Here is an 18525-nt window from a genome sequence, read left to right as displayed (position 1 = left end):
CCGCTCGCCGCCCGACCACCTGCCCGCTCGCCGCCCGACCACCGCCCGACCACCGCCAGGGGGGCGACGGAGGCCCGGTGCCGATCCCGTGCCGATCCGGTGACAGCCGCGTACCAGTCCGGGCCCGCGGCGATCCCCCGTACGGCCGCATGGCAGACTCCTGACCTGCCAGACGCCTGCGGTCTGCCAGCCGCACCCGCGGAACGGGCCGTATGGCGGTAGTCAACAGGGGGATTTGAACTCATGTCACCGATAACCCGGTCGAGCCGCGCCGTCCTCGGCGCCTCCGTCGCCGCACTGACGGTCCTGGCCGCCACCGCCTGCGGCCCGGACAACTCCGACCCGGCCATCGCGCAGACGACCGCGCCGAACGTCGCGGGCACCAAGGCGGGCGCGCCGCCGTTCAAGCTGCCGACCGTCGAAGAGCTGAAGACCTGGAAGTTCGACGACTGGGACAAGTGGGCCCAGTCGAACGTCATCACCCCGGCGGTCAAGGGCTACTGGACCCTGCAGAAGCTGCTGGCCGCCAAGCCCAAGCCGATGCCCCAGCCGGCGCCGGACCCGACGCAGCCGCCCGCGCAGCCGACCTCCGCGCCGGCCCAGCCCACCGCCACGCAGCCCCCGGCCGGCGGCGGCGGTTCGGACCAGCCGCCCGCGGCCGTCCCGGCGAAGCCCGCGGCGCACCCGTACGCGAAGAACCTGCACGTCAACGGCAAGATCTTCTTCAAGGACGGCAACGAGGACTACGTCTGCTCCGGCACCGTCGTCTCCGACCCGGCCAACCCCGGCAAGAGCAACCTGGTGTGGACCGCCAGCCACTGCCTGCACGGCGGCAAGAACGGCAAGTACTACACCAACATCACCTTCGCCCCCGCCTACAACAGCAACGGCTCCCTGAGCGGCGGCAAGCAGGGCGACGAGGCCGCGGCCGAGCCGTACGGCGAGTGGGGCGCCACCTCCGGCATGGTCTCCCCGCAGTGGGCGGGCGAGGCCGACCCGGAGAAGGGCGGCCCGTGGAGCCAGTACGACTTCGGCATCGTCAAGGTGGCCAACCCGGCCGGCGGCGGCAAGTCGCTGGAGGAGACGGTCGGCGGCTCGGTGCCGATCTGGTTCAACGCCCCGCGTGACCAGGTCTCGGTCACCAGCTACGGCTTCCCGGCCGGCAAGCCCTTCGACGGCGTCGAGCTGGAGCACTGCGACGGCGGCAAGCCGTCGAGGAAGACCGGCGACTCGACCCGCCCGCCGATGCTGGTGATCGGCTGCACCATGACGGGCGGCAGCAGCGGCGGCGGCTGGTACGCGGCCAAGGACGGCAAGCCGGCCCTGGTCAGCGACACCTCGATCGGCAACAACGCCAACACCTACGAGGCGGGCCCGTACCTGGAGGACGTCGCGGCGCACATGTTCGACTACTTCTCGAAGAAGTCGAAGTGACCCGCCGAGCGACCCACTGAGCGACCCGCCCAGTGACCGCTGAGTGACCGGCCCGGGGGCCGCGGCTGCGACAGCCGCGGCCCCCGCGCTTTTCCGTCCCCGCCCCCGGTCCTCCTACAATCGGCCTCATCATGAGCGCCACACTCGTAGTCAAGGACCTCAGCGCCGGCCACGGCGAACGCACCCTCTTCGCCGGCCTGGACCTGGTGATCGCCCCGGGCGACGTGATCGGCCTGGTCGGGGTGAACGGCGCGGGCAAGTCCACCCTGCTGCGGCTGCTCGCCGGCCTGGACACCCCCGAGGCCGGATCACTGCGGCTCAGCCCGGCCGGGGCCACCGTCGGCCACCTCCCGCAGGAGCCCGAGCGCCGCGAGGGCGAGTCGGTGCGCGCCTTCCTGGCCCGCCGCACCGGCGTGGCCGCCGCCCAGGCCGAGCTGGACGAGGCCACCGAGGGCCTGGTCGAGGGCCGCCCCGGCGCCGACGACGCGTACGCGGCCGGTCTGGACCGCTGGCTCGACCTCGGCGGCGCCGACCTGGAGGAGCGCGCCGAGGAGGTCGCCGACTCCCTCGGCCTCAAGGTCTCCCTCGACCTGCCGATGACGGCCCTGTCCGGCGGCCAGGCCGCCCGCGCGGGCCTGGCCTCGCTGCTGCTCTCCCGCTACGACGTGTTCCTGCTCGACGAGCCCACCAACGACCTCGACCTGGACGGCCTGGAGCGCCTGGAGTCCTTCGTCAAGGGCCTGCGCGCCGGCACCGTGCTGATCAGCCACGACCGCGAGTTCCTGGCCCGCACCGTCACCAAGGTGCTGGAGCTGGACCTGCACCAGCAGCAGGTCAACCTGTACGGCGGCGGCTACGAGGCGTACCTGGAGGAGCGCGCCGTGGCCCGCCGGCACGCCCGCGAGGCGTACGAGGACTACGCGGACACCAGGTCCTCCCTGGAGTCCCGGGCCCAGATGCAGCGCAACTGGATGGAGCACGGCGTCCGCAACGCCCGCCGCAAGAGCAGCGACAACGACAAGAACGCCAAGGCCAAGCGCACCGAGTCCACCGAGAAGCAGGCCGCCAAGGCCCGGCAGACCCAGCGGATGATCGAGCGCCTCGACGTGGTCGAGGAGCCCCGCAAGGAATGGGAGCTGAAGATGGAGATCGCCACCGCGCCCCGCTCCGGCGCGGTGGTCGCCACCCTGCGCGGGGCGCTCGCCCGGCGCGGCGACTTCTCCTTCGGCCCGGTGGACCTGCAGATCGACTGGGCGGACCGGGTCGCCATCACCGGCGCCAACGGCGCGGGCAAGTCCACCCTGCTGGCCGCCCTGCTCGGCCGGCTCGAGCTCGACGGCGGCAGCGCCGTACTGGGCTCGGGCGTGGTGGTCGGCGAGGTGGACCAGGCGAGGGGTCTGTTCCTCGGCGAGGAGAAGCTGATCGACGCCTTCTCCGCCGCCGTGCCGGACCTCGCCCCGGAGGATGTGCGCACCCTGCTGGCCAAGTTCGGCCTCAAGGCGGTGCACGTGCTGCGCCCGGCCGACACCCTCTCCCCCGGCGAGCGCACCCGGGCCGCGCTGGCGCTGCTCCAGGCCCGCGGGGTGAACCTGCTGGTCCTGGACGAGCCCACCAACCACCTGGACCTGCCCGCCATCGAGCAGCTGGAGTCCGCGCTCGGCTCGTACACCGGCACCCTGCTGCTGGTCACCCACGACCGGCGGATGCTGGACACCGTCTCGGTGAACCGCCGCATCGAGGTCCGCGACGGGCGGGTGCACGAGCTGTAGGGCTTCACCGCCGGCCCGGATTGGTCTCGACCTCTTGGTCTCGACCTCTTCCCGGCGCGGTCGTCATGTGCTGTGCTGTCGGCCATGGTTGACAGCACAGCGGTGGCGGCCGCGTCGTACCCGACCGTCCCGCTCACCCCGATGACGGTGCCGGCCCACGAGGCCGAGGCCCGCGGCAGGACCTTCCACGACGTGATGGCGCAGCGCCGGACCGTCCGCGACTACGACACCCGCCCGATCCCCGAGGGGGTGATCGAGTGGGCCGTGCGCACCGCGAGCACCGCGCCCAGCGGCGCGCACGTCCAGCCCTGGCGGTTCGTGGTGATCACCGACCCCGAGCGCAAGCGGCTGCTGCGGGAGGCGGCCGAGGCCGAGGAGCGCGAGTTCTACGGGCACCGGGCCTCGGAGGAGTGGCTGGCGGCGCTGGCGCCGATCGGCACCGACTGGCACAAGCCCTTCCTGGAGGACGCGCCGGCGGTGATCGTGGTGTTCGAGGTGCACAAGGGCCCGAGCTCGCCGCGTCCGTACTACACCAAGGAGTCGGTGGGCATCGCGGTCGGGCTGCTGCTGGCCTCGCTGCACCAGGCGGGGCTGGCGACGCTGACGCACACGCCGAGCCCGATGCGCTTCCTCAACGAGGTCTGCGAGCGCCCGGCGGAGGAGCGCGCCGCGTACGTGATCCCGGTCGGGTACCCGGCCGAGGGGGCGCGGGTGCCGGATCTGCGGCGCAAGGGGCTCGACGAGGTGATGGTCCGCCTCTGAGACCCGCTCCGGACGCGCCCCCGTGCGCGGCGCGTGCCCGGGTGAAATCGGATGGTGGCAGGTCCCGGCCAAGGACATAATCCGGGTCATGAGTCACCCTCAGCCACACTCCTGCGACGCGGGCCCGGCGGTGGCACCGCCTCCCGTCACCGCCGGGCGGCCGCCCGAACTGCTGCGGCTGCCCGGCGGCCTGCGACTGTTCCGCCGCCGCGCCGGCCACGCCCCGGCGCTGAACCGGGCGCTCGTCGCCAACCTGGACCACCTGCGGCCGTGGATGCCGTGGGCCACCGAGGCCCCGTCCATGGCCCGCACGGTCGAGCTGACGCGGGCGAGCACCGCCGCCTGGGAAGCCGGCACCGACTTCATGTACCTGGTCGGGCTGGCCGAGGAGCCCGGGCACGTGATCGGTGCGGCAGGGCTGCACGGGCGGATCGGCCCCGGCGCGATGGAGATCGGCTACTGGGTCTCCGAGCGGCACGTCGGACGCGGCATCGCCACCGCCACGGCCGGGGCGCTGACCGAGGCCGCGCTGGCCCTGCCCGGGATCACCCGGGTGGAGATCCACTGCGACGAGGCCAACGCCGCCAGCGCCGCCGTCCCCCGCAAACTCGGCTACCGGCTCGACCGGGTGGCCGACACCGCCGTCCAGACGCCGGGGCAGACCGGGCGTCAACTAGTGTGGGTCATGGAAGGATGACCGGTGCTTCCGCGAACTCCCCACGGGCAGCGGGGAGTTCGCGGATCTCCTCCTGGCGGACCCTGGCGGTTCCCGACGGCTCCCGACGGTTCTCGGCGGTTCTCGACAGTCCGCGACGGTCCGCGACGGTCCGCGACCGGATCAAGCCGGTCGGTCAGGCAGCGGCGCCCACCGGCTTGATCCAGTCGCGGAAGCCGCCCTCCACCACCAGCTCCGCGAAGCGTGCGTAGCCGCCGGCGCCCGGGTGCGCGCCGTCGGACGCCCGCGCCTCGGCCGTCCACACCGCGTCGGCGGCGAGCGCGGCGGTGACGTCCACGAACGGGACGCCGAACTCCCCGCAGATCCCGGCCATCGCGGGGGCCAGGGCCGTCAGTCGCTCCAGGTGCTCCGCTCCCCCGGCCACCACCGGCGGCGGGCCGACCACCAGGGCGGCGATGCCGCGTTCGCGGGCGCCGTCGAGCATCGCGGTGAGGTTGGCGAGGGTGTCGTGGTGGGCGAGGCGCGGCGCCCCGTTCTCCGTCATCGCGTCGTTGGCGCCGATCGAGACCACCAGCCGGTTGTCGGCGCCCAGGACGGTGCGCGCCTCGACCTCCATCCAGCAGCGCCGCCGCACCTGCTGCGAGGTGTCGCGGCGCACCCCGAGGTTGAAGGCGGTGGCGTGCGGCGCGACGGCCGCGACGGCCCGGCCGACCCAGCCGCGGAACTCCGGGTCGCCGAGGCCGAGGACGAAGGAATCACCGAGAAAACTGATCCGCGGGCCGTCGAACGGAGCCGCGTGCGTTCGTATGGTCATCGGGCCACCGTAGGCGCCAGCGCGGGGCGCTCGCCGGAGAATTCACCACCGGGCCCGGCCCGCCCCCGGTCGAACCCGCAGTCGATCGAGCGGCACGGAGCCCGTACCGCGAGGGGCTGGTACCGCGCAAACCGGCGCGTGGGGGCGCGAAGATCGGCCGCCCCCACGACCGGGCGCCGCCCTTCCGGTCTTGGCACGGGTTCCCGGGGCGGTCGACGCTCTGCATGCGGCCGATCCGGCCGCCGTGTCCGCCGGCGCTCCCGCCGGCCCATCGGGGAGGAATACCCATGTCGTTCGCGCCCACCTGCGCCGCCCGCACCGCCCGTACCCGCGCCGCCCGCACCCGCACCGCCGCCGTCGCCGTCCTGCTCGCCGGCGCCACCACGCTGGCCACCGCCGCGCTGGCCGCCCCGGCGCAGGCCGCGGGCGGGCACCGCGCGGCCAGCCGCTTCGACGACGGCAGCTTCGAGACGCCCAAGGTCCCGGCCAACAGCTTCTCCGAGTTCAACGCCGGCCAGAGCATCGGCCCGTGGAGGGTCACCGCCGGAAGCGTCGACCTGCTCGGCGCCGGCTTCTGGCAGAACGCCGAGGGCGACCAGTCCCTCGACCTCAACGGCGCCGACAGCGGCACCGTCGCCCAGACCTTCACCACCGTCCCCGGCGCCACCTACTCGGTGACGTACGCCCTGGCCGGCAACTCCGCCGGCGGACCCGCCGTCAAGACCGGGAAGGCCGAGATCGACGGCCAGAACTTCCAGGACTTCTCCTTCGACGTCACCGGCAAGACCTTCGCCGCCATGGGCTACGTGGGCCGCCAGTTCAGCTTCGTCGCCCGCAACGCCACCACCACCCTGGCCTTCGCCAGCACCGTGCGCGGAGCGTACGGGCCGGTGATCGACGACGTGCAGGTCAAGGAGTGCAAGCCCTGTTGCGGCAGCTGACCGGCCGTCGGCACCCGTGCCTTAACGTCGCCTAAAACCTGCCTCCGGTGAAGGTCCGGCCGCTGGGAGACGCTTGACGTGCACAGCTGGTCTAGTCCAGTTTGATGCACAGCACAGCACCGCGCTCCCCCACCGGTTCAGCCCGAGAGCTGCCGCCCGCCCCGCGTCTCCCCCCTCGCGGCGCGGGCGGCCACCACCGTTTCCGAGAGGCACCCCCATGCCCAGCGCGCCCCAGCACGCCCCCACCCACCGGCGCCCCGCCGCCCGCACCAAGCTCCTCGGCCTCGCCGCCGCCACCGTGCTCGCCGCGGGCGGCCTGGCCACCGTCGCCGGGAACGCCGGCGCCGCGGACGCCAACCTGCTCGTCAACGGCGGCCTGGAGAGCGGCGCACTCAGCCCCTGGAGCTGTTCCGGCGGCACCGGCGGCGTCGTCAACTCCGGTGCCCACGGCGGAACGTACGCCCTCAAGGGCGCCGCGAGCGTCAGCGACACCGCGCAGTGCGGGCAGACCGTCAGCGTCCAGCCCAACACCACGTACGGCCTCAGTGCCTGGGTCCAGGGCCAGTACGTCTACCTCGGCGCCACCGGCAGCGGAATCACCGACCCGGCCGTCTGGACGCCCGGCGGCGCCTCCTGGCAGCAGTTGTCCACCAGCTTCACCACCGGCCCGTCCACCACCAGCGTCACCGTCTACCTGCACGGCTGGTACGGGCAGGGCGCCTACCTCGCCGACGACATCGCCCTCACCGGCCCCGGCGGCGGCACCCCGACCGGCACCCCCACGGCCACCCCCACCTCCACCCCGACCGGCACGCCCACCGGCACGCCCACCGGCGGCCCGAGCACCCCGCCGCCCAACATCGCGCTGCCCGTCGCGCCGTACATCGACATGGGCGCCTGGCCCACCCCGTCCATGCCCGACATGGCCAAGGCCGGCGGCGCCAAGAGCTACAGCATGGGCTTCGTCACCGGCGTCGGCTGCAAGGCCAGCTGGTTCAACGCCTACGACCCGCGCAGCGGCTGGGCCAAGGACCAGATCGACGCGCTGCGCGCCTCCGGCGGAGACGTCAAGCTCTCCTTCGGCGGCGCCGCCGGCACCGAACTCGCCGCCGCCTGCGGCTCGGTGGACTCGCTGTACGCCGAGTACGACGCCGTCGTCAGCGCCTACAACCTGCGCTACGTCGACTACGACATCGAGGGCGCGGCCATCGCCGACACCGTCTCCAACGACCGCCGCTCGGCCGCCCTCGCCAAGCTCCAGAAGGCCCACCCCGGCCTCAAGGTCTCGCTCACCCTGCCCGTCCTGCCCGAGGGGCTCACCTCGGAGGGCGTGGCGATCGTCAAGTCCGCCCGCGACGCCGGTGTGAACCTCGACCTGGTGAACCTCATGGCCATGGACTACTACCGCAGCGGCACCGACTACGGCAACGCCGCCGTCCAGGCCGCACAGTCCACCTTCGGCCAGCTCAAGGCGCTGTACCCGGCCAGGACCGACGCCCAGCTGTGGCCCATGGTCGGCGTCACCCCGATGCTCGGCGAGAACGACGACCACCAGATCTACAACCAGGCCGCCGCCCAGCAGCTGGTGACCTTCGCCCAGCAGAACCACCTCGGCCTGCTGGCCTTCTGGGACGCCACCCGCGACGCCAACGCCTGCACCGGCGGCTCGCTCGCCAAGTGCACCAACATCCCGCAGCAGCCCTACGAGTTCGCCAGGATCTTCTCCCGGTACACCGGCTGACCCCTCCCCTTCGGGCGGAAATTGACATCTCATCGTCCCGGACCGTTGGTTACAGTCCCCCTCACCTGAACCACACGAGGGGGCGGACATGACGGTCCGGGACGACCATCACCAGCAGCTGACCACCATCGCGCCGGCCGACGGCGCGGCCGACGCGAGCGGCCTCACCCCCGAGGAACTCACCGCCTTCGGCCGCACCCTCGGCCGGCTGCGCGCCCTCCCCTCCCAGGACCGCACCCGCCTCCACGCCGAGCGGCAGCTCAGCTCGTTCGTGATGGAGAGCCGCAAGCGCCGCCGCCAGGAGGCCAAGCAGGCCGTCCGCGAGGCCGACGCCGCCCTCCTCGCCACCACCGCCACCGGCGACCCCGGCCGCCGGGAGGACGCCCCGCTGCCATCCGCCGTGGGCTCGACGGGTGTGCTGCTCAAACCCCAGCGCTGCTATGTCTGCAAACGGGGCTACCAGCAGGTCGACGCCTTCTACCACCGGCTCTGCCCGGCCTGCGCCGCCGACAACACCACCCGCCGCGACCTGAGCACCGACCTGCGCGGGCGGCGCGCCCTGCTCACCGGCGGCCGGGTGAAGATCGGCTTCCAGCTCGCCCTGATGATGCTGCGCGACGGCGCCGAGCTGATCGTGACCAGCCGCTTCCCGCAGGACACCGTCCGCCGCTTCCGCGCCGCCGAGGGCAGCGCGCAGTGGTTCGACCGCCTCACCGTCGTCGGCATCGACCTGCGCGACCCGCGCCAGGTCCTCGGGCTGACCAAGCAACTGCGCGCCGAGGGCCGCCCGTTGGACATCCTGGTCAACAACGCCGCCCAGACGCTGCGGCGCCCGCCGGAGTCCTACGCCCTGCTCGCCGCCGGGGAGCGGGACGCCCTGCCCGCCGCCGAGCGCCGGGCGATCGGCCACGCCCCCGGGTTCCGGCCCCTCACCGGGGCAGCCCCGCTGCCCTCGGGAACCGGCGACCTGCTCTCCCTGGTCGACGAGGCCGGGCTGCTGCCCGACCTGTCGGCCTCCAACTCCTGGTCTGCCACGCTCGGTTCGCTCGACCCGGCCGAGGTCCTCGAGGTCCAGCTCGTCAACGCCCTGGCCCCGGTGCTGCTCTGCGACCGCCTGCTACCGCTACTGCTCGCCTCCCCGCACCCCTCCCGGTACATCGTCAACGTGACGGCGGTGGAGGGCCGCTTCGCCGTCCGCAACAAGACGCCCCGGCACCCGCACACCAACATGGCCAAGGCCGCGCTCAACATGCTCACCCGCACCTCCGCCGCCGACCTCGCCACCCGGGGCGTCCACCTCTGCGCCGTCGACACCGGCTGGATCACCGACGAGAACCCGGCGCCCGTCAAGGCCCGGATCGCCGACCGGGGGTTCCGCACCCCGCTGGACATCGTCGACGGGGCCGCCCGGGTGTACGACCCGATCGTGCGCGGCGAGGCGGGCGAGCCGCAGTCCGGAGTGTTCCTCAAGGACTACCAGGTGGCGGCCTGGTAACCGCCGTTGCGGCGGCGGTAGTAGGCGACGGCGAGGGCGAGGGTGATCGGGCCCCAGAGCGTCGCCGGACCGGTGCAGATCCGGCACAGGGCGCTCCACCAGCCGTTGCTGAAGGCGAGGTCGCCGACCACGCCGAACCAGGCCAGCGGGATCGCGCCGAACAGGCCCACCAGCACCAGCCCGCCCAGCACTGCCGGGACCACCGCTGCCAGCGGTGGCACCCGGCGGCCCCGCAGCACCGGCACCCACCGCGGGAACACCTCGCCCCACCCGCTGACCAGCCCCAGCGTGAGCAGCGCCACCGCCTCGGTGACCGCACTCAGCCCGAACACGTACGGCGTGGCCCACCACTGCATCGGCGGATGCCCTTGGTCGACCAAGCCCATCTCGAACCCGAATGCGAACGGCAGCCGCCACAGGCAGTGCGGCAGCACCACGAACGGCAGAGCCTTCGCCAGGCGCAACGCCCAGCCGGGAACGGGGTTTTCGGTGCCCCCCACCGGGATCCTCAACATGCCCCCAGCCTCCCGCGCGACCGTACGGCCCCGCCTCGCCCGTACGGCCGGACCCCCTCCCCCGGCGGTGCTACCTCAGCCCTCCGCCAGGAAGGCGACGTATCCCCCCGTGGGATGACCCGGCCGGGGCTGCTCCATCCTGCCGGCGACGGTGAACCCCGCCCCGGCGAGCAGCTCCGCCAGGTGGTCCGCCGGCACCAGGTGGGAGGCGTACGAGACCGGGTTTCCGCCGTACGCCTCGGTGGGCCGGCGCACCCCCTCGCCGACGTGTCCGCCGAGCAGCAGGTGGCCGCCGGGGGCGAGGACGCGGCGGAACTCGGCGAGGAGGGCGGGCAGTTCGTCCGCCGGGGTGTGGTGGACGGAGTACCAGGCGAGGATGCCGCCGAGGGCGCCGTCGGGTTCGTCCAGGGCGGCCATGTCGCCCTGGACGAACCGGAGTTCGGGGTGAAGGCGGCGCGCGGTCGCGACCATCCCGCCGGAGACGTCCACGCCGTACGCGCCCCGGACGCCGAGGCGGGCCAGGTACGCCGTCACCCTGCCGGGGCCGCAGCCGAGGTCGGCCACCGGGCGCGGCTGTTCCCCGACCAGCTCGGCGAAGGCGGCGAGCATCGCCCGCGACCAGGGGTCCATGTCCTCGGGGGCGGGGACGAGGCGCAGGTAGTCGGCCACCACGGTGTCGTAGGAGGTGCGGACGGCGGCCAGGTGTGGGGTGGTCACGACGCATCGAGGCGGCGGCAGGGGCAGTCGGGGGTGCAACTCTCCACCGGGCCGCGCCAGTTCAGCTTCTCGGCGGCGTCGGCGCGCTGGGCGAAGACCTTCTCGCGGCGGTCCTCCACCTGCCGCAGCACCTCCTTGCGGTCGCGCCGGGCGAGGCGGTCGACGTAGAGGCCCCCGTCGAGGTGGTCGGCCTCGTGCTGGAGGCAGCGGGCGAAGTAGCCGGTGCCCTCGACGGTGACGGGGTTGCCGTGCTGGTCCTGCCCGCGCACCACCACCCGGGCCGGGCGGGCGAGCACGGCGCTGCCGCCGGGGACGGAGAGGCAGCCCTCGGGTTCCTCGATCAGGGGGCGGCCGGGCCTCTGCGGTTCGACCACCGGGTTGAGGAGGTGGCCGGTGTGGCGGACGCCGTCGTCGTCGGGGCAGTCGTAGACGAACAGGCGCAGGTCGACGTCCACCTGGTTGGCGGCGAGCCCGGCGCCGTCGGCGACGTACATGGTGGCGAACATCGAGTCGATCAGGCGGGCCAACTCGGGGCTGCCGAAGTCCTGTTCACCGGCCGGGCGGCAGGGGCCGTGCAGGATCGGCTCACCGTGCTCGGTCACTCGGAGCACGGGCGGGCGGTCGGTCATCGGCGGCCTCCTTGGCGTGTGACAACTTGTCATCGACTTTGCAAAGTAGCAGACTTTGCAAAGTGACCGAAGACCTGACCTCCGCCGCCGCCGCTCTTCGCGAGCACGCCGTGCGCACCGCGCTGCTGGAACTCCTCGCCGAACGCGGCACCCTCACCTCCACCGAAGCCGCCGCAGCCCTCGGCCACAGCTCCGGCCTCTGCTCCTTCCACCTGCGCCAACTCGCCCGGCACGGACTCATCGAGGAGGCCCCACCCGTGGACGGCCGCGCCCGCCCCTGGCGCCTGCCGCAACCCGCCGAACCGGCCGAACCGGCCGGGAGCGACGACTTCGACGCACTCGCCCGAGGTCTGGAGGACGAGAGCTACCAGCGCTGGCTCGCCCACCGCGCCGAGGCCCCCGCCGAGTGGCAGCAGGACGAGGCGTTCAGCGCCGTCCTCCACCTCACCCCCGCCGAACTCACCGCCGTCGCCGAAGCCGTCCGCCGCCTCCTCGCCCCCTACCGCACCCGCGACACCGACCCGGCGGCCCGCCCCGCCGACGCCCGCCCGGTCGCCGCCGTCACCCGGCTCTTCCCGCTGCTCCCCGACGGCCGGTAGGAAACTACGCCGAGCGCACCCGCACCCGCACCAGCGGGCGGGTTGCCAGGCCGAGGAGGGCGCCCAGGGCCACGCCTTGGAGGCCGTCCCAGACGTCCTGCACGTCGCAGGGCCGTCCGATGACGGGGACGGCGTACCGTACGGCAGCCATGGCGAAGGGCAGTGCAGCCGCTCCCGCCAGGACGGTCGCGGCCCGGCGGCGGGTGCCGGCGAGGGTGGCGGCCAGGCCGACGGCGGCGAAGGCCGCGAGTTTGATCCCGAGATGGGGCGCCGCCAGCACCTCGTGCAGGCCCCGGTGGCGGCCGCCCTCCACCGCGCAGTGGCGTACGCCGCCCCCGGACAGCTGGAACGCCTCGGGCAGCAGCGTCGCGGTGAGGACGCCGCCGAGGCCGAGCAGCAGGACGAAGCCGACCGCCCAGTGCGCGCGCAGTGCCCGCCCGACGGGCCGGTTCAGCAGGGCCGCCGGGACCAGGGAGAGCAGCAGCCCGGGCCAGAACATCGGCATCCCGCCGAGCACGCCAGAAATCACGCTTCAACGGACGCCCCGAACGCCCGTGCGGTTCTGCGACCAGCGGATTTCGGGGAACGGGGCTCAGTGCGGGATGTTCGCGATCAGCTCCTGGGCGCCCTGCCGCTTGAGGGCGAGGGCCACCGAGGTGCCCAGGTCCTCCGGGTCGAGGGCTCCGGCCCACTCGTGGGCGTCGAGGACGCGCTTGCCGTCCGGGGAGAAGACCCGGCCGCGCAGGGAGAGGCGGCCGTCCGCCTCCGCCTTCGCGTAGCCGGCGATGGGGCTGTTGCAGTGGCCCTGGAGGACGTGGAGGAACATCCGCTCGGCCGCCGCCTCGCGCCAGGTGTCGTGGTGGCCGAGGCCCGTGACGGCGTCGATGGTGGCGGTGTCGCCCTCGCGGCACTGGAGGACGAGGATGCCGGCGCCGATCGGCGGGCACATCGTGTCCACGCCGAGGACGTCCGTGATCCTGGCCTCCTCGCCGATCCGTTCCAGGCCGGAGACGGCGAGCAGCAGGGCGTCCGCCTCGCCCGCGGCGAGCTTGGCGAGGCGGCTGTTGGCGTTGCCGCGCATCGGCACGCAGGTCAGGTGCGGGTGGGAGGCCGCGAGTTGGGCGATGCGGCGGACGGAGGAGGTGCCGATCCGGGTGCCGGCGGGGAGCTGGTCGAGGGTGAGCCCCTCGGGGTGGATCAGGGCGTCGCGGATGTCGTCGCGGCGCAGGTAGGCGGAGAAGACGGTGCCGGCGGGCAGGGGGCGGTCGGCGGGCACGTCCTTGAGGCAGTGCACGGCGACGTCGGCCTCCCCGGCGAGCAGCGCGGCGTCCACCTCCTTGGTGAACGCGCCCTTGCCGCCGAGCCGGGCGAGATCACCCATCCAGCGGTCGCCCGAGGTGGTGACGGGCACCACCTGGGTGCGCAGTCCCGGGTGCAGGTCGGCGAGTTCGGCGCGGACCCGCTCGACCTGGGCGAGCGCCATGGGCGAGGAGCGGGAGACGATCCGGATCAGCTCAGCGGTGGCCATGGGGTGATGATAGGCGTCCCTACATCAAGCGCTGATCGAGCGTCAGCCGTACGGAAGCAGGGCGAAAGCCGGACGGTTCCCCGCCCGGCCTCCGCCGCCCCTGCCCCGGTCCCGGTCCCGGAGGCTCACTCGTTGTGCAGCACCTCCGCGATGGGCAGCCGCGCCGCCGAGCGGGCCGGGACGAGGGCGCCGAGGACGGCGATCACCACGCCCGCGCAGGCGAGGCCCGCCAGCTGGGGGGCGCCCCAGACGTCGATCATCGACTCGGGGAAGTTCATGATCCGGACGTTCTCGGCGACGAGCCGGTGGGCCAGGATGCCGAGCGGGATGCCGACGACCCCGCTGAGGACGCCCAGCCAGGCGACGGAGGTGACGGTCATCGCGACGACCTGGCGGGGCGTCATCCCGATCGACTTCAGCATGCCGAGGTCGCGGCGGCGTTCCCGGATGTTGAGCAGCACGGTGTTGAAGACGCCGAGCGAGGCGACCACCGACAGCAGGATCGTGAAGACGGTGCTGAAGGTGAGGATCGCGGTGATCGGCGCGGCCATGGTCACGGTGGACACCTCGGCGACGAGGGTCGGGTCGGCCTCGGTGACGGCCTTGGTGTAGGCCGCCGGGTCGGTGCCCTCCGCGAGCCTGACCCAGTACTCGACGACGTGCCGGTCCTCGGTGAACAGGGCCCTGGTGGCGTCGTTGGTGGCGATCGCCCGGGCGTTGCCCTGGAGTTCCTCGCCGACGAGGGTGAGGCTCTGCTGCCGCCCCTCCAGGTCGACGGTGATCCGGTCGCCGAGCTTGAGCCCGTGCTGGTCGAGGAAGGCGGGCCCCGCCTGGAACTCGCCGGGCCCGGTGGCGTCGCGGCCCTCGACGACGTGGAGCTTCGCGCCCGCCTCGTCGCCTCCGTAGAAGTCCAGGAAGACGGGCTGGTTGAAGCCGACGACGCTCGCCTCGGTGAGCCCCCGAGTGGTGAGCTTCTCCGCGCCGGGGGTGGTGCGCAGCGCGGTCTCGGTCTGCTCGGGGGTCAGTTTCGACACGCCCTGCCCGTGCGCGAAGTGGCCGGTCTGGACGTGGACGTAGGTGTGGGTGCCGCCGTCGTCGACCGGGCCGACGGCCCGGATCAGGGTGCTGCTGAGCCCGGTGGTCACGGTGACGGTGACGACGCCGAGGACGATCGCCGACATGGTGAGCGCGCTGCGGGCCGGGCGGGCGAAGGGCTGGCCCAGGCCGAGGCTGACGGCGCGCGGCAGCCGGGTGCCGCTGAGCCAGCGCTGCACCTTGAGCCCGCGCCCGGCCCGGGGCGCGCTGCCGGCCGAGATCGCCTCGGTGGCGGAGAGCCGGTGGGCGCGGGAGGCGGGGACGAACGCGGCGAGGGCGACGAGCAGCGGTACGCCGAGCAGGGTGGCGACGGGCAGCCAGCCGGCGGGCTCGACGACGGCGGTGCCGGTCATGATGCCGGTGAAGGCCATCTTGACGATCGGCCCGGCGAGCGCCCAGCCCGCCAGCGTGCCGAGGATCGTGCCGGCGACGGCGGGTACGGAGACCATGGTCAGGTAGACGGTGACGACCTGGCGCGGGGTGAAGCCGATGGACTTGAGGACCCCGATGTGCCGGTAGCCGGAGACGACGGCGCCGCTGACCACGTTGCCGACGATCAGCACGGCGACAACCAGGCCGAGCACGCCGAAGACGGTCATCACCGGCAGGTAGGCGTCGGCGCCGGCGGAGAACGCCTGCTTGAGCGTGAGGTAGGACTGCCCGCTGACGAGCGCGCCCTCGGGCAGGCCCTCGGTGGCGGTGGCGAGGGCGGCGGTGAGCTGCCGCTCGCCGTCGGCGTCCGTGAAGCGGTAGAGCATCTGCAGGCCCGTGGGGTGCAGGGCCTCGGCCTGTTCGGGGGTGACCCAGCCGCCGGCGGAGGCGCTCATGCTGCTGGCGAAGCCGACGACGGTCAGTCCGGGCATGCCGGGGAGCGGTTTGCCGAGTTTGTCGTCCGGATAGCCGCTGAACGGCTGCTGGATGACCACCTCGCCGGGGGCGGTGGCCCAGCGGCCGGTGAGCAGTTCGGGCCGGTCCACGGCGCCGGAGGCCGGGGCGTTGCGGCCGACCAGGGTGAGCGGGCCGGGCGGGCGGCCGAACCAGTCCACGGGCATGCGGACGACGACCTGCTCGAACGGGCCCTCCGCCGCCGCGACGCCGGGCCGGTGCGCGGTCGCGGCGAGCTTGTCCGCCGGGGCCTTGGCCGGGTCGAAGGCGGCGACCACGTGCGCGCCCCGCTGGTCGTCGAAGGCCGCGTCGAAGGGTGCCCGGGCGGCGCTGATCACCGCGAGGGCGAGGACGACGGTGGTGGTGGAGCAGAGCACCACCAGCCCGATGACGAAGGTCTGGAGCCTGCGCCGCTTCACTGCGGCCCGGGAGGCCCGCCACACAGCACCGGTCATGACTGCGCCTCCAGGGCGCGCTCGCGGGCGACCTTGCCGTCCTCGACCTCGATCAGGCGGCTGGCGCAGCGGGTGGCCAGGTTGGGGTCGTGGGTGACGATCAGCAGGGTCTGCCCGATCTGGTTGAGGTCGATGAGCAGGTCCATCACCTGCTCGCCGGAGCGGCTGTCGAGCGCGCCGGTGGGCTCGTCCGCGAGCAGCAGGGCCGGGCGGTTCATCAGGGCCCGGGCGACGGCGACGCGTTGGCGTTCGCCGCCGCTGAGGGTGGCGGGGTAGACGTCCTTGCGGTGGGCGACGCCGAGTTCGTCGAGGAGTTCGAGGGCGCGGCGGCGGGCCTGGCGGGCGCTGGTGCCGGTGAGCTGGGCGGCCAGGGCGACGTTGTCGAGGGCCGGCAGGTCGTCGATCAGGTTGAAGAACTGGAAGATCATCCCGATGTTGCGGCGGCGGAACAGCGCCAGGCCCGTTTCGTTGAGGCTTCCGAGGTCCTGGCCCTGCACCCGGACGGTGCCGGCGGTGGGCCGGTCGAGGCCCGCCACCATGTTCAGCAGGGTGGACTTGCCACAGCCGGAGGGGCCCATCACGGCGACCGCCTCTCCGGCGCGGATCCGCAGATCGACGCCGGCGAGTGCCTTGGCGTCACCGAACTCCTTGTGGACGCCGGACAGCTCGACGACGACCTGCGCGTCGTCGGCCCGAATGGTCCCGTCGTGGTTGTTGCTCATGGTGAGGACGGTAGGCGGGGCGGGTGCGGCCGGGCGTCCCACCCTGGATGTAACCCCGGCGGGCCGTAGTACCGGGGATGTATCCGGGCGGCACCCCCCGGATGATGTGGATCATGACGTGACCTGCGAAGCTGTCCCACGTGTCAGGGACGGGGATGAACTGGGCGGCCTTCGCGGCCGCCGGGGTGGCGGGCGCGGTGGCGCTCTGGCTGGCGGTGGCGCTGGTCCGCGTGCGGCGGCGCCACCGGGCGGCGGCGGGCGAGCGCGGCTGGCTGCTGGAACGGGAGCGGGAGAGCGCCGCCCGTACCGCCGTGGACGCCGAACGGGCGCGGATCGCCGCCGAGTTGCACGACATCGTCAGCCACAACGTGAGCCTGATGGTGGTCCAGGCCGGCGCGGCGCGCGAGGTGCTGACCACCATGCCCGAGGAGGCGGCGGCGGCGATGACCGCCGTCGAGGAGGCGGGCCGCACCACCATGACGGAGCTGCGCCACCTGCTCGGCCTGCTCGCCCCGGCGGCGGACGGCACGGAGGAGGCGGAGTCGGACGACTTCGCCCCGCAGCCGAGCCTGAGCCGGCTGAGCCCGCTGATCGACCGCTTCGCCTTCGCCGGGCTGCCGGTGGAGGTGCGGATCTCGGGCGAGCCGCGGCCGCTGCCGGGCGGGGTGGACGTGACGGCGTACCGGATCGTCCAGGAGGCGCTGACCAACGCGCTCAAGCACGGGGACGGGGTGACGGCCCAGGTGACGGTGCGGTACGCGGAGCACTACCTGCGGGTGGAGGTGCTGAACAGCGGACCGAGCGTCCTGGCCGGCGACCCCGCCAGGGCGCCCAAGCCCCGGGCGGACGGCGCCGGGCGCGGGCTGATCGGCCTGCGCGAGCGCGTCGCCGTGTACGGAGGGGACCTGGACGCCCGGCGCCGGCTCGGCGGCGGCTACCGGGTGAGGGCGCGCATCCCCCTGGAGGGGCCGTGACGGGACAGGAGAGGGTGCGATGAACGACATGGAGAAGCCGGAGCAGCCGGAGAAGCCGGAGCAGCCGCGCCGCCCCCGGGTGGTGATCGCCGACGACCAGGAGCTGGTCCGCACCGGTTTCCGGATGATCCTCACGGCGCGCGGCATCGACGTGGTCGCCGAGGCGGGCGACGGCGCCGAGGCGGTGGCCGCGGCCGTCACCCACCGGCCGGACGTCGCCCTGCTGGACATCCGGATGCCCGTCATGGACGGGCTGGAGGCGGCCCGCCGCATCCTGGCCCGGGTGCCCGGCTGCCGGGTGATCATGCTGACCACCTTCGACCTCGACCAGTACGTCTACGCGGCGCTGTCCGCCGGGGCGAGCGCCTTCCTGCTCAAGGACGTCACCTCGGCGCACCTGGCCGCCGCCGTCCGCCTGGTCGACACGGGCGACGCGCTGCTCGCCCCCTCGATCACCCGGCGCCTGGTCGAGCGCTTCGCGACGGGCGCCCCCGACCCGGCGGCCGAGGGCGCGGCCCCCCGCCTGCACCGCGACCTCGCACCGCTCACCCCGCGCGAGGCGGAGGTGCTCGCCCTGCTCGGGCGGGGCCTGTCCAACACCGAACTGGCGGCCGAGCTGACCCTCAGCGAGTCGACGGTGAAGACCCATGTCGCCCGGATCTTCGCCAAGTTGAACCTGCGCGACCGGGCGCAGGCGGTGGTCCTGGCGTACGAGACGGGGCTGGTGTCGCCCGGCGCGAACGACTGAGGGCGGCCGTCAACTACCGTACGCGG

General features: G+C 73.7%; 18 protein-coding genes. 10 read left to right on the top strand and 8 right to left on the bottom strand.

Features of this window, described 5'->3' with window-relative positions; all coding sequences use genetic code 11:
* Window positions 1-243 precede the first annotated feature (243 nt).
* The 4 genes from IH61_RS0126460 to IH61_RS0126445 all read left to right on the top strand — a co-directional run bounded on the left by IH61_RS0126460 (window position 244) and on the right by IH61_RS0126445 (window position 4662).
* Complete coding sequence (locus tag IH61_RS0126460) at window positions 244-1434, top strand: trypsin-like serine peptidase (RefSeq protein ID WP_031074175.1); 1191 nt, start codon at window positions 244-246, stop codon at window positions 1432-1434.
* A gap of 131 nt (window positions 1435-1565) precedes the next feature.
* Window positions 1566-3203 carry an ABC-F family ATP-binding cassette domain-containing protein gene (locus IH61_RS0126455; protein ID WP_031074174.1) on the top strand — a complete coding sequence of 546 codons (1638 nt, stop codon included), beginning with the start codon at window positions 1566-1568 and terminating at the stop codon, window positions 3201-3203.
* Between the two features lie 84 nt (window positions 3204-3287).
* Window positions 3288-3965, top strand: a complete 678-nt coding sequence (locus IH61_RS0126450; protein WP_031074172.1) for a nitroreductase family protein — start codon at window positions 3288-3290, stop codon at window positions 3963-3965.
* An 88-nt stretch (window positions 3966-4053) separates the two neighbouring features.
* Window positions 4054-4662, top strand: a complete 609-nt coding sequence (locus IH61_RS0126445) for a GNAT family N-acetyltransferase (protein WP_051838044.1) — start codon at window positions 4054-4056, stop codon at window positions 4660-4662.
* Between the two features lie 154 nt (window positions 4663-4816).
* Here IH61_RS0126445 and IH61_RS0126440 read toward each other — a convergent pair whose 3' ends face one another.
* Complete coding sequence (locus IH61_RS0126440; RefSeq protein ID WP_051838042.1) at window positions 4817-5455, bottom strand: GDSL-type esterase/lipase family protein; 639 nt, start codon at window positions 5453-5455, stop codon at window positions 4817-4819.
* A 287-nt stretch (window positions 5456-5742) separates the two neighbouring features.
* Here IH61_RS0126440 and IH61_RS0126435 point away from each other — a divergent pair, with 287 nt between their 5' ends.
* The 3 genes from IH61_RS0126435 (at window position 5743) to IH61_RS0126425 (ending at window position 9632) form a co-directional block, all read left to right on the top strand.
* Complete coding sequence (locus tag IH61_RS0126435; protein WP_051838041.1) at window positions 5743-6396, top strand: choice-of-anchor C family protein; 654 nt, start codon at window positions 5743-5745, stop codon at window positions 6394-6396.
* Between the two features lie 217 nt (window positions 6397-6613).
* Window positions 6614-8137, top strand: a complete 1524-nt coding sequence (locus IH61_RS49690) for a carbohydrate binding domain-containing protein (RefSeq protein WP_063763270.1) — start codon at window positions 6614-6616, stop codon at window positions 8135-8137.
* 88 nt (window positions 8138-8225) lie between these two features.
* Complete coding sequence (locus IH61_RS0126425) at window positions 8226-9632, top strand: SDR family NAD(P)-dependent oxidoreductase (RefSeq protein ID WP_078911413.1); 1407 nt, start codon at window positions 8226-8228, stop codon at window positions 9630-9632.
* Here the strand turns inward: IH61_RS0126425 and IH61_RS0126420 are convergent.
* From IH61_RS0126420 to def, 3 genes are all read right to left on the bottom strand, one after another.
* Window positions 9611-10132: a hypothetical protein gene (locus IH61_RS0126420; RefSeq protein WP_234327338.1), complete on the bottom strand. Its 522-nt coding sequence runs from the start codon at window positions 10130-10132 to the stop codon at window positions 9611-9613. The genes IH61_RS0126425 and IH61_RS0126420 overlap by 22 nt on opposite strands.
* Before the next feature lie 90 nt (window positions 10133-10222).
* Complete coding sequence (locus IH61_RS0126415; RefSeq protein ID WP_037973377.1) at window positions 10223-10864, bottom strand: class I SAM-dependent methyltransferase; 642 nt, start codon at window positions 10862-10864, stop codon at window positions 10223-10225.
* Window positions 10861-11493 (bottom strand): peptide deformylase, encoded by a 633-nt coding sequence (gene def / locus IH61_RS0126410; RefSeq protein WP_063763269.1) that lies wholly within the window; start codon window positions 11491-11493, stop codon window positions 10861-10863. The genes IH61_RS0126415 and def overlap by 4 nt, the downstream gene beginning before the upstream one ends.
* Before the next feature lie 62 nt (window positions 11494-11555).
* On the opposite strand from def, the gene IH61_RS0126405 reads away from it, so the two are divergent.
* Window positions 11556-12092, top strand: coding sequence for a helix-turn-helix domain-containing protein (locus IH61_RS0126405; protein WP_031074152.1), 537 nt, complete (start codon window positions 11556-11558; stop codon window positions 12090-12092).
* Between the two features lie 4 nt (window positions 12093-12096).
* On the opposite strand, the gene IH61_RS0126400 is transcribed toward IH61_RS0126405, so the two are convergent.
* The 4 genes from IH61_RS0126400 to IH61_RS0126385 form a co-directional block, all read right to left on the bottom strand.
* A complete protein-coding gene (locus IH61_RS0126400) occupies window positions 12097-12621 on the bottom strand; it encodes a hypothetical protein (RefSeq protein ID WP_158845308.1) in 525 nt (174 codons plus the stop codon).
* Window positions 12622-12684: 63 nt separating this feature from the next.
* Entirely contained in the window at window positions 12685-13620 is a 936-nt protein-coding gene (gene hemC / locus IH61_RS0126395; RefSeq protein WP_031074148.1) for a hydroxymethylbilane synthase, read from the bottom strand.
* A 125-nt stretch (window positions 13621-13745) separates the two neighbouring features.
* The gene (locus IH61_RS0126390) at window positions 13746-16055 is read right to left on the bottom strand and encodes an ABC transporter permease (protein WP_031074146.1); all 2310 of its coding nucleotides are present in this window, start codon (window positions 16053-16055) and stop codon (window positions 13746-13748) included.
* Window positions 16052-16777, bottom strand: a complete 726-nt coding sequence (locus IH61_RS0126385) for an ABC transporter ATP-binding protein (protein WP_037973376.1) — start codon at window positions 16775-16777, stop codon at window positions 16052-16054. Before IH61_RS0126385 ends, IH61_RS0126390 begins: the two co-directional genes overlap by 4 nt.
* 140 nt (window positions 16778-16917) lie before the next feature.
* Between IH61_RS0126385 and IH61_RS0126380 the strand changes: the two genes are divergently transcribed.
* On the top strand, window positions 16918-17751 hold the full coding sequence (locus IH61_RS0126380) for a sensor histidine kinase (RefSeq protein WP_234327337.1): 834 nt from the start codon (window positions 16918-16920) through the stop codon (window positions 17749-17751).
* Between the two features lie 19 nt (window positions 17752-17770).
* A complete protein-coding gene (locus IH61_RS0126375; protein ID WP_324607620.1) occupies window positions 17771-18499 on the top strand; it encodes a response regulator transcription factor in 729 nt (242 codons plus the stop codon).
* Window positions 18500-18525: the final 26 nt, after the last annotated feature.

This window comes from Streptomyces sp. NRRL WC-3742 (genome assembly GCF_000720635.1).
GTDB lineage: Bacteria > Actinomycetota > Actinomycetes > Streptomycetales > Streptomycetaceae > Kitasatospora.
This window is presented reverse-complemented; position numbering and strand designations above follow the sequence as displayed.

Bases quoted from the DNA above. Each gene is read 5' to 3' on its own strand.
- IH61_RS0126390 (WP_031074146.1), bottom strand. From the start codon at position 16,055: ATGACCGGTGCTGTGTGGCGGGCCTCCCGGGCCGCAGTGAAGCGGCGC.
- IH61_RS0126450 (WP_031074172.1), top strand. From the start codon at position 3,288: ATGGTTGACAGCACAGCGGTGGCGGCCGCGTCGTACCCGACCGTCCCG.
- IH61_RS0126435 (WP_051838041.1), top strand. From the start codon at position 5,743: ATGTCGTTCGCGCCCACCTGCGCCGCCCGCACCGCCCGTACCCGCGCC.
- IH61_RS0126425 (WP_078911413.1), top strand. From the start codon at position 8,226: ATGACGGTCCGGGACGACCATCACCAGCAGCTGACCACCATCGCGCCG.
- IH61_RS0126385 (WP_037973376.1), bottom strand. From the start codon at position 16,777: ATGAGCAACAACCACGACGGGACCATTCGGGCCGACGACGCGCAGGTC.
- IH61_RS49690 (WP_063763270.1), top strand. From the start codon at position 6,614: ATGCCCAGCGCGCCCCAGCACGCCCCCACCCACCGGCGCCCCGCCGCC.
- def (WP_063763269.1), bottom strand. From the start codon at position 11,493: ATGACCGACCGCCCGCCCGTGCTCCGAGTGACCGAGCACGGTGAGCCG.
- IH61_RS0126375 (WP_324607620.1), top strand. From the start codon at position 17,771: ATGAACGACATGGAGAAGCCGGAGCAGCCGGAGAAGCCGGAGCAGCCG.
- hemC (WP_031074148.1), bottom strand. From the start codon at position 13,620: ATGGCCACCGCTGAGCTGATCCGGATCGTCTCCCGCTCCTCGCCCATG.
- IH61_RS0126440 (WP_051838042.1), bottom strand. From the start codon at position 5,455: ATGACCATACGAACGCACGCGGCTCCGTTCGACGGCCCGCGGATCAGT.
- IH61_RS0126455 (WP_031074174.1), top strand. From the start codon at position 1,566: ATGAGCGCCACACTCGTAGTCAAGGACCTCAGCGCCGGCCACGGCGAA.
- IH61_RS0126460 (WP_031074175.1), top strand. From the start codon at position 244: ATGTCACCGATAACCCGGTCGAGCCGCGCCGTCCTCGGCGCCTCCGTC.
- IH61_RS0126445 (WP_051838044.1), top strand. From the start codon at position 4,054: ATGAGTCACCCTCAGCCACACTCCTGCGACGCGGGCCCGGCGGTGGCA.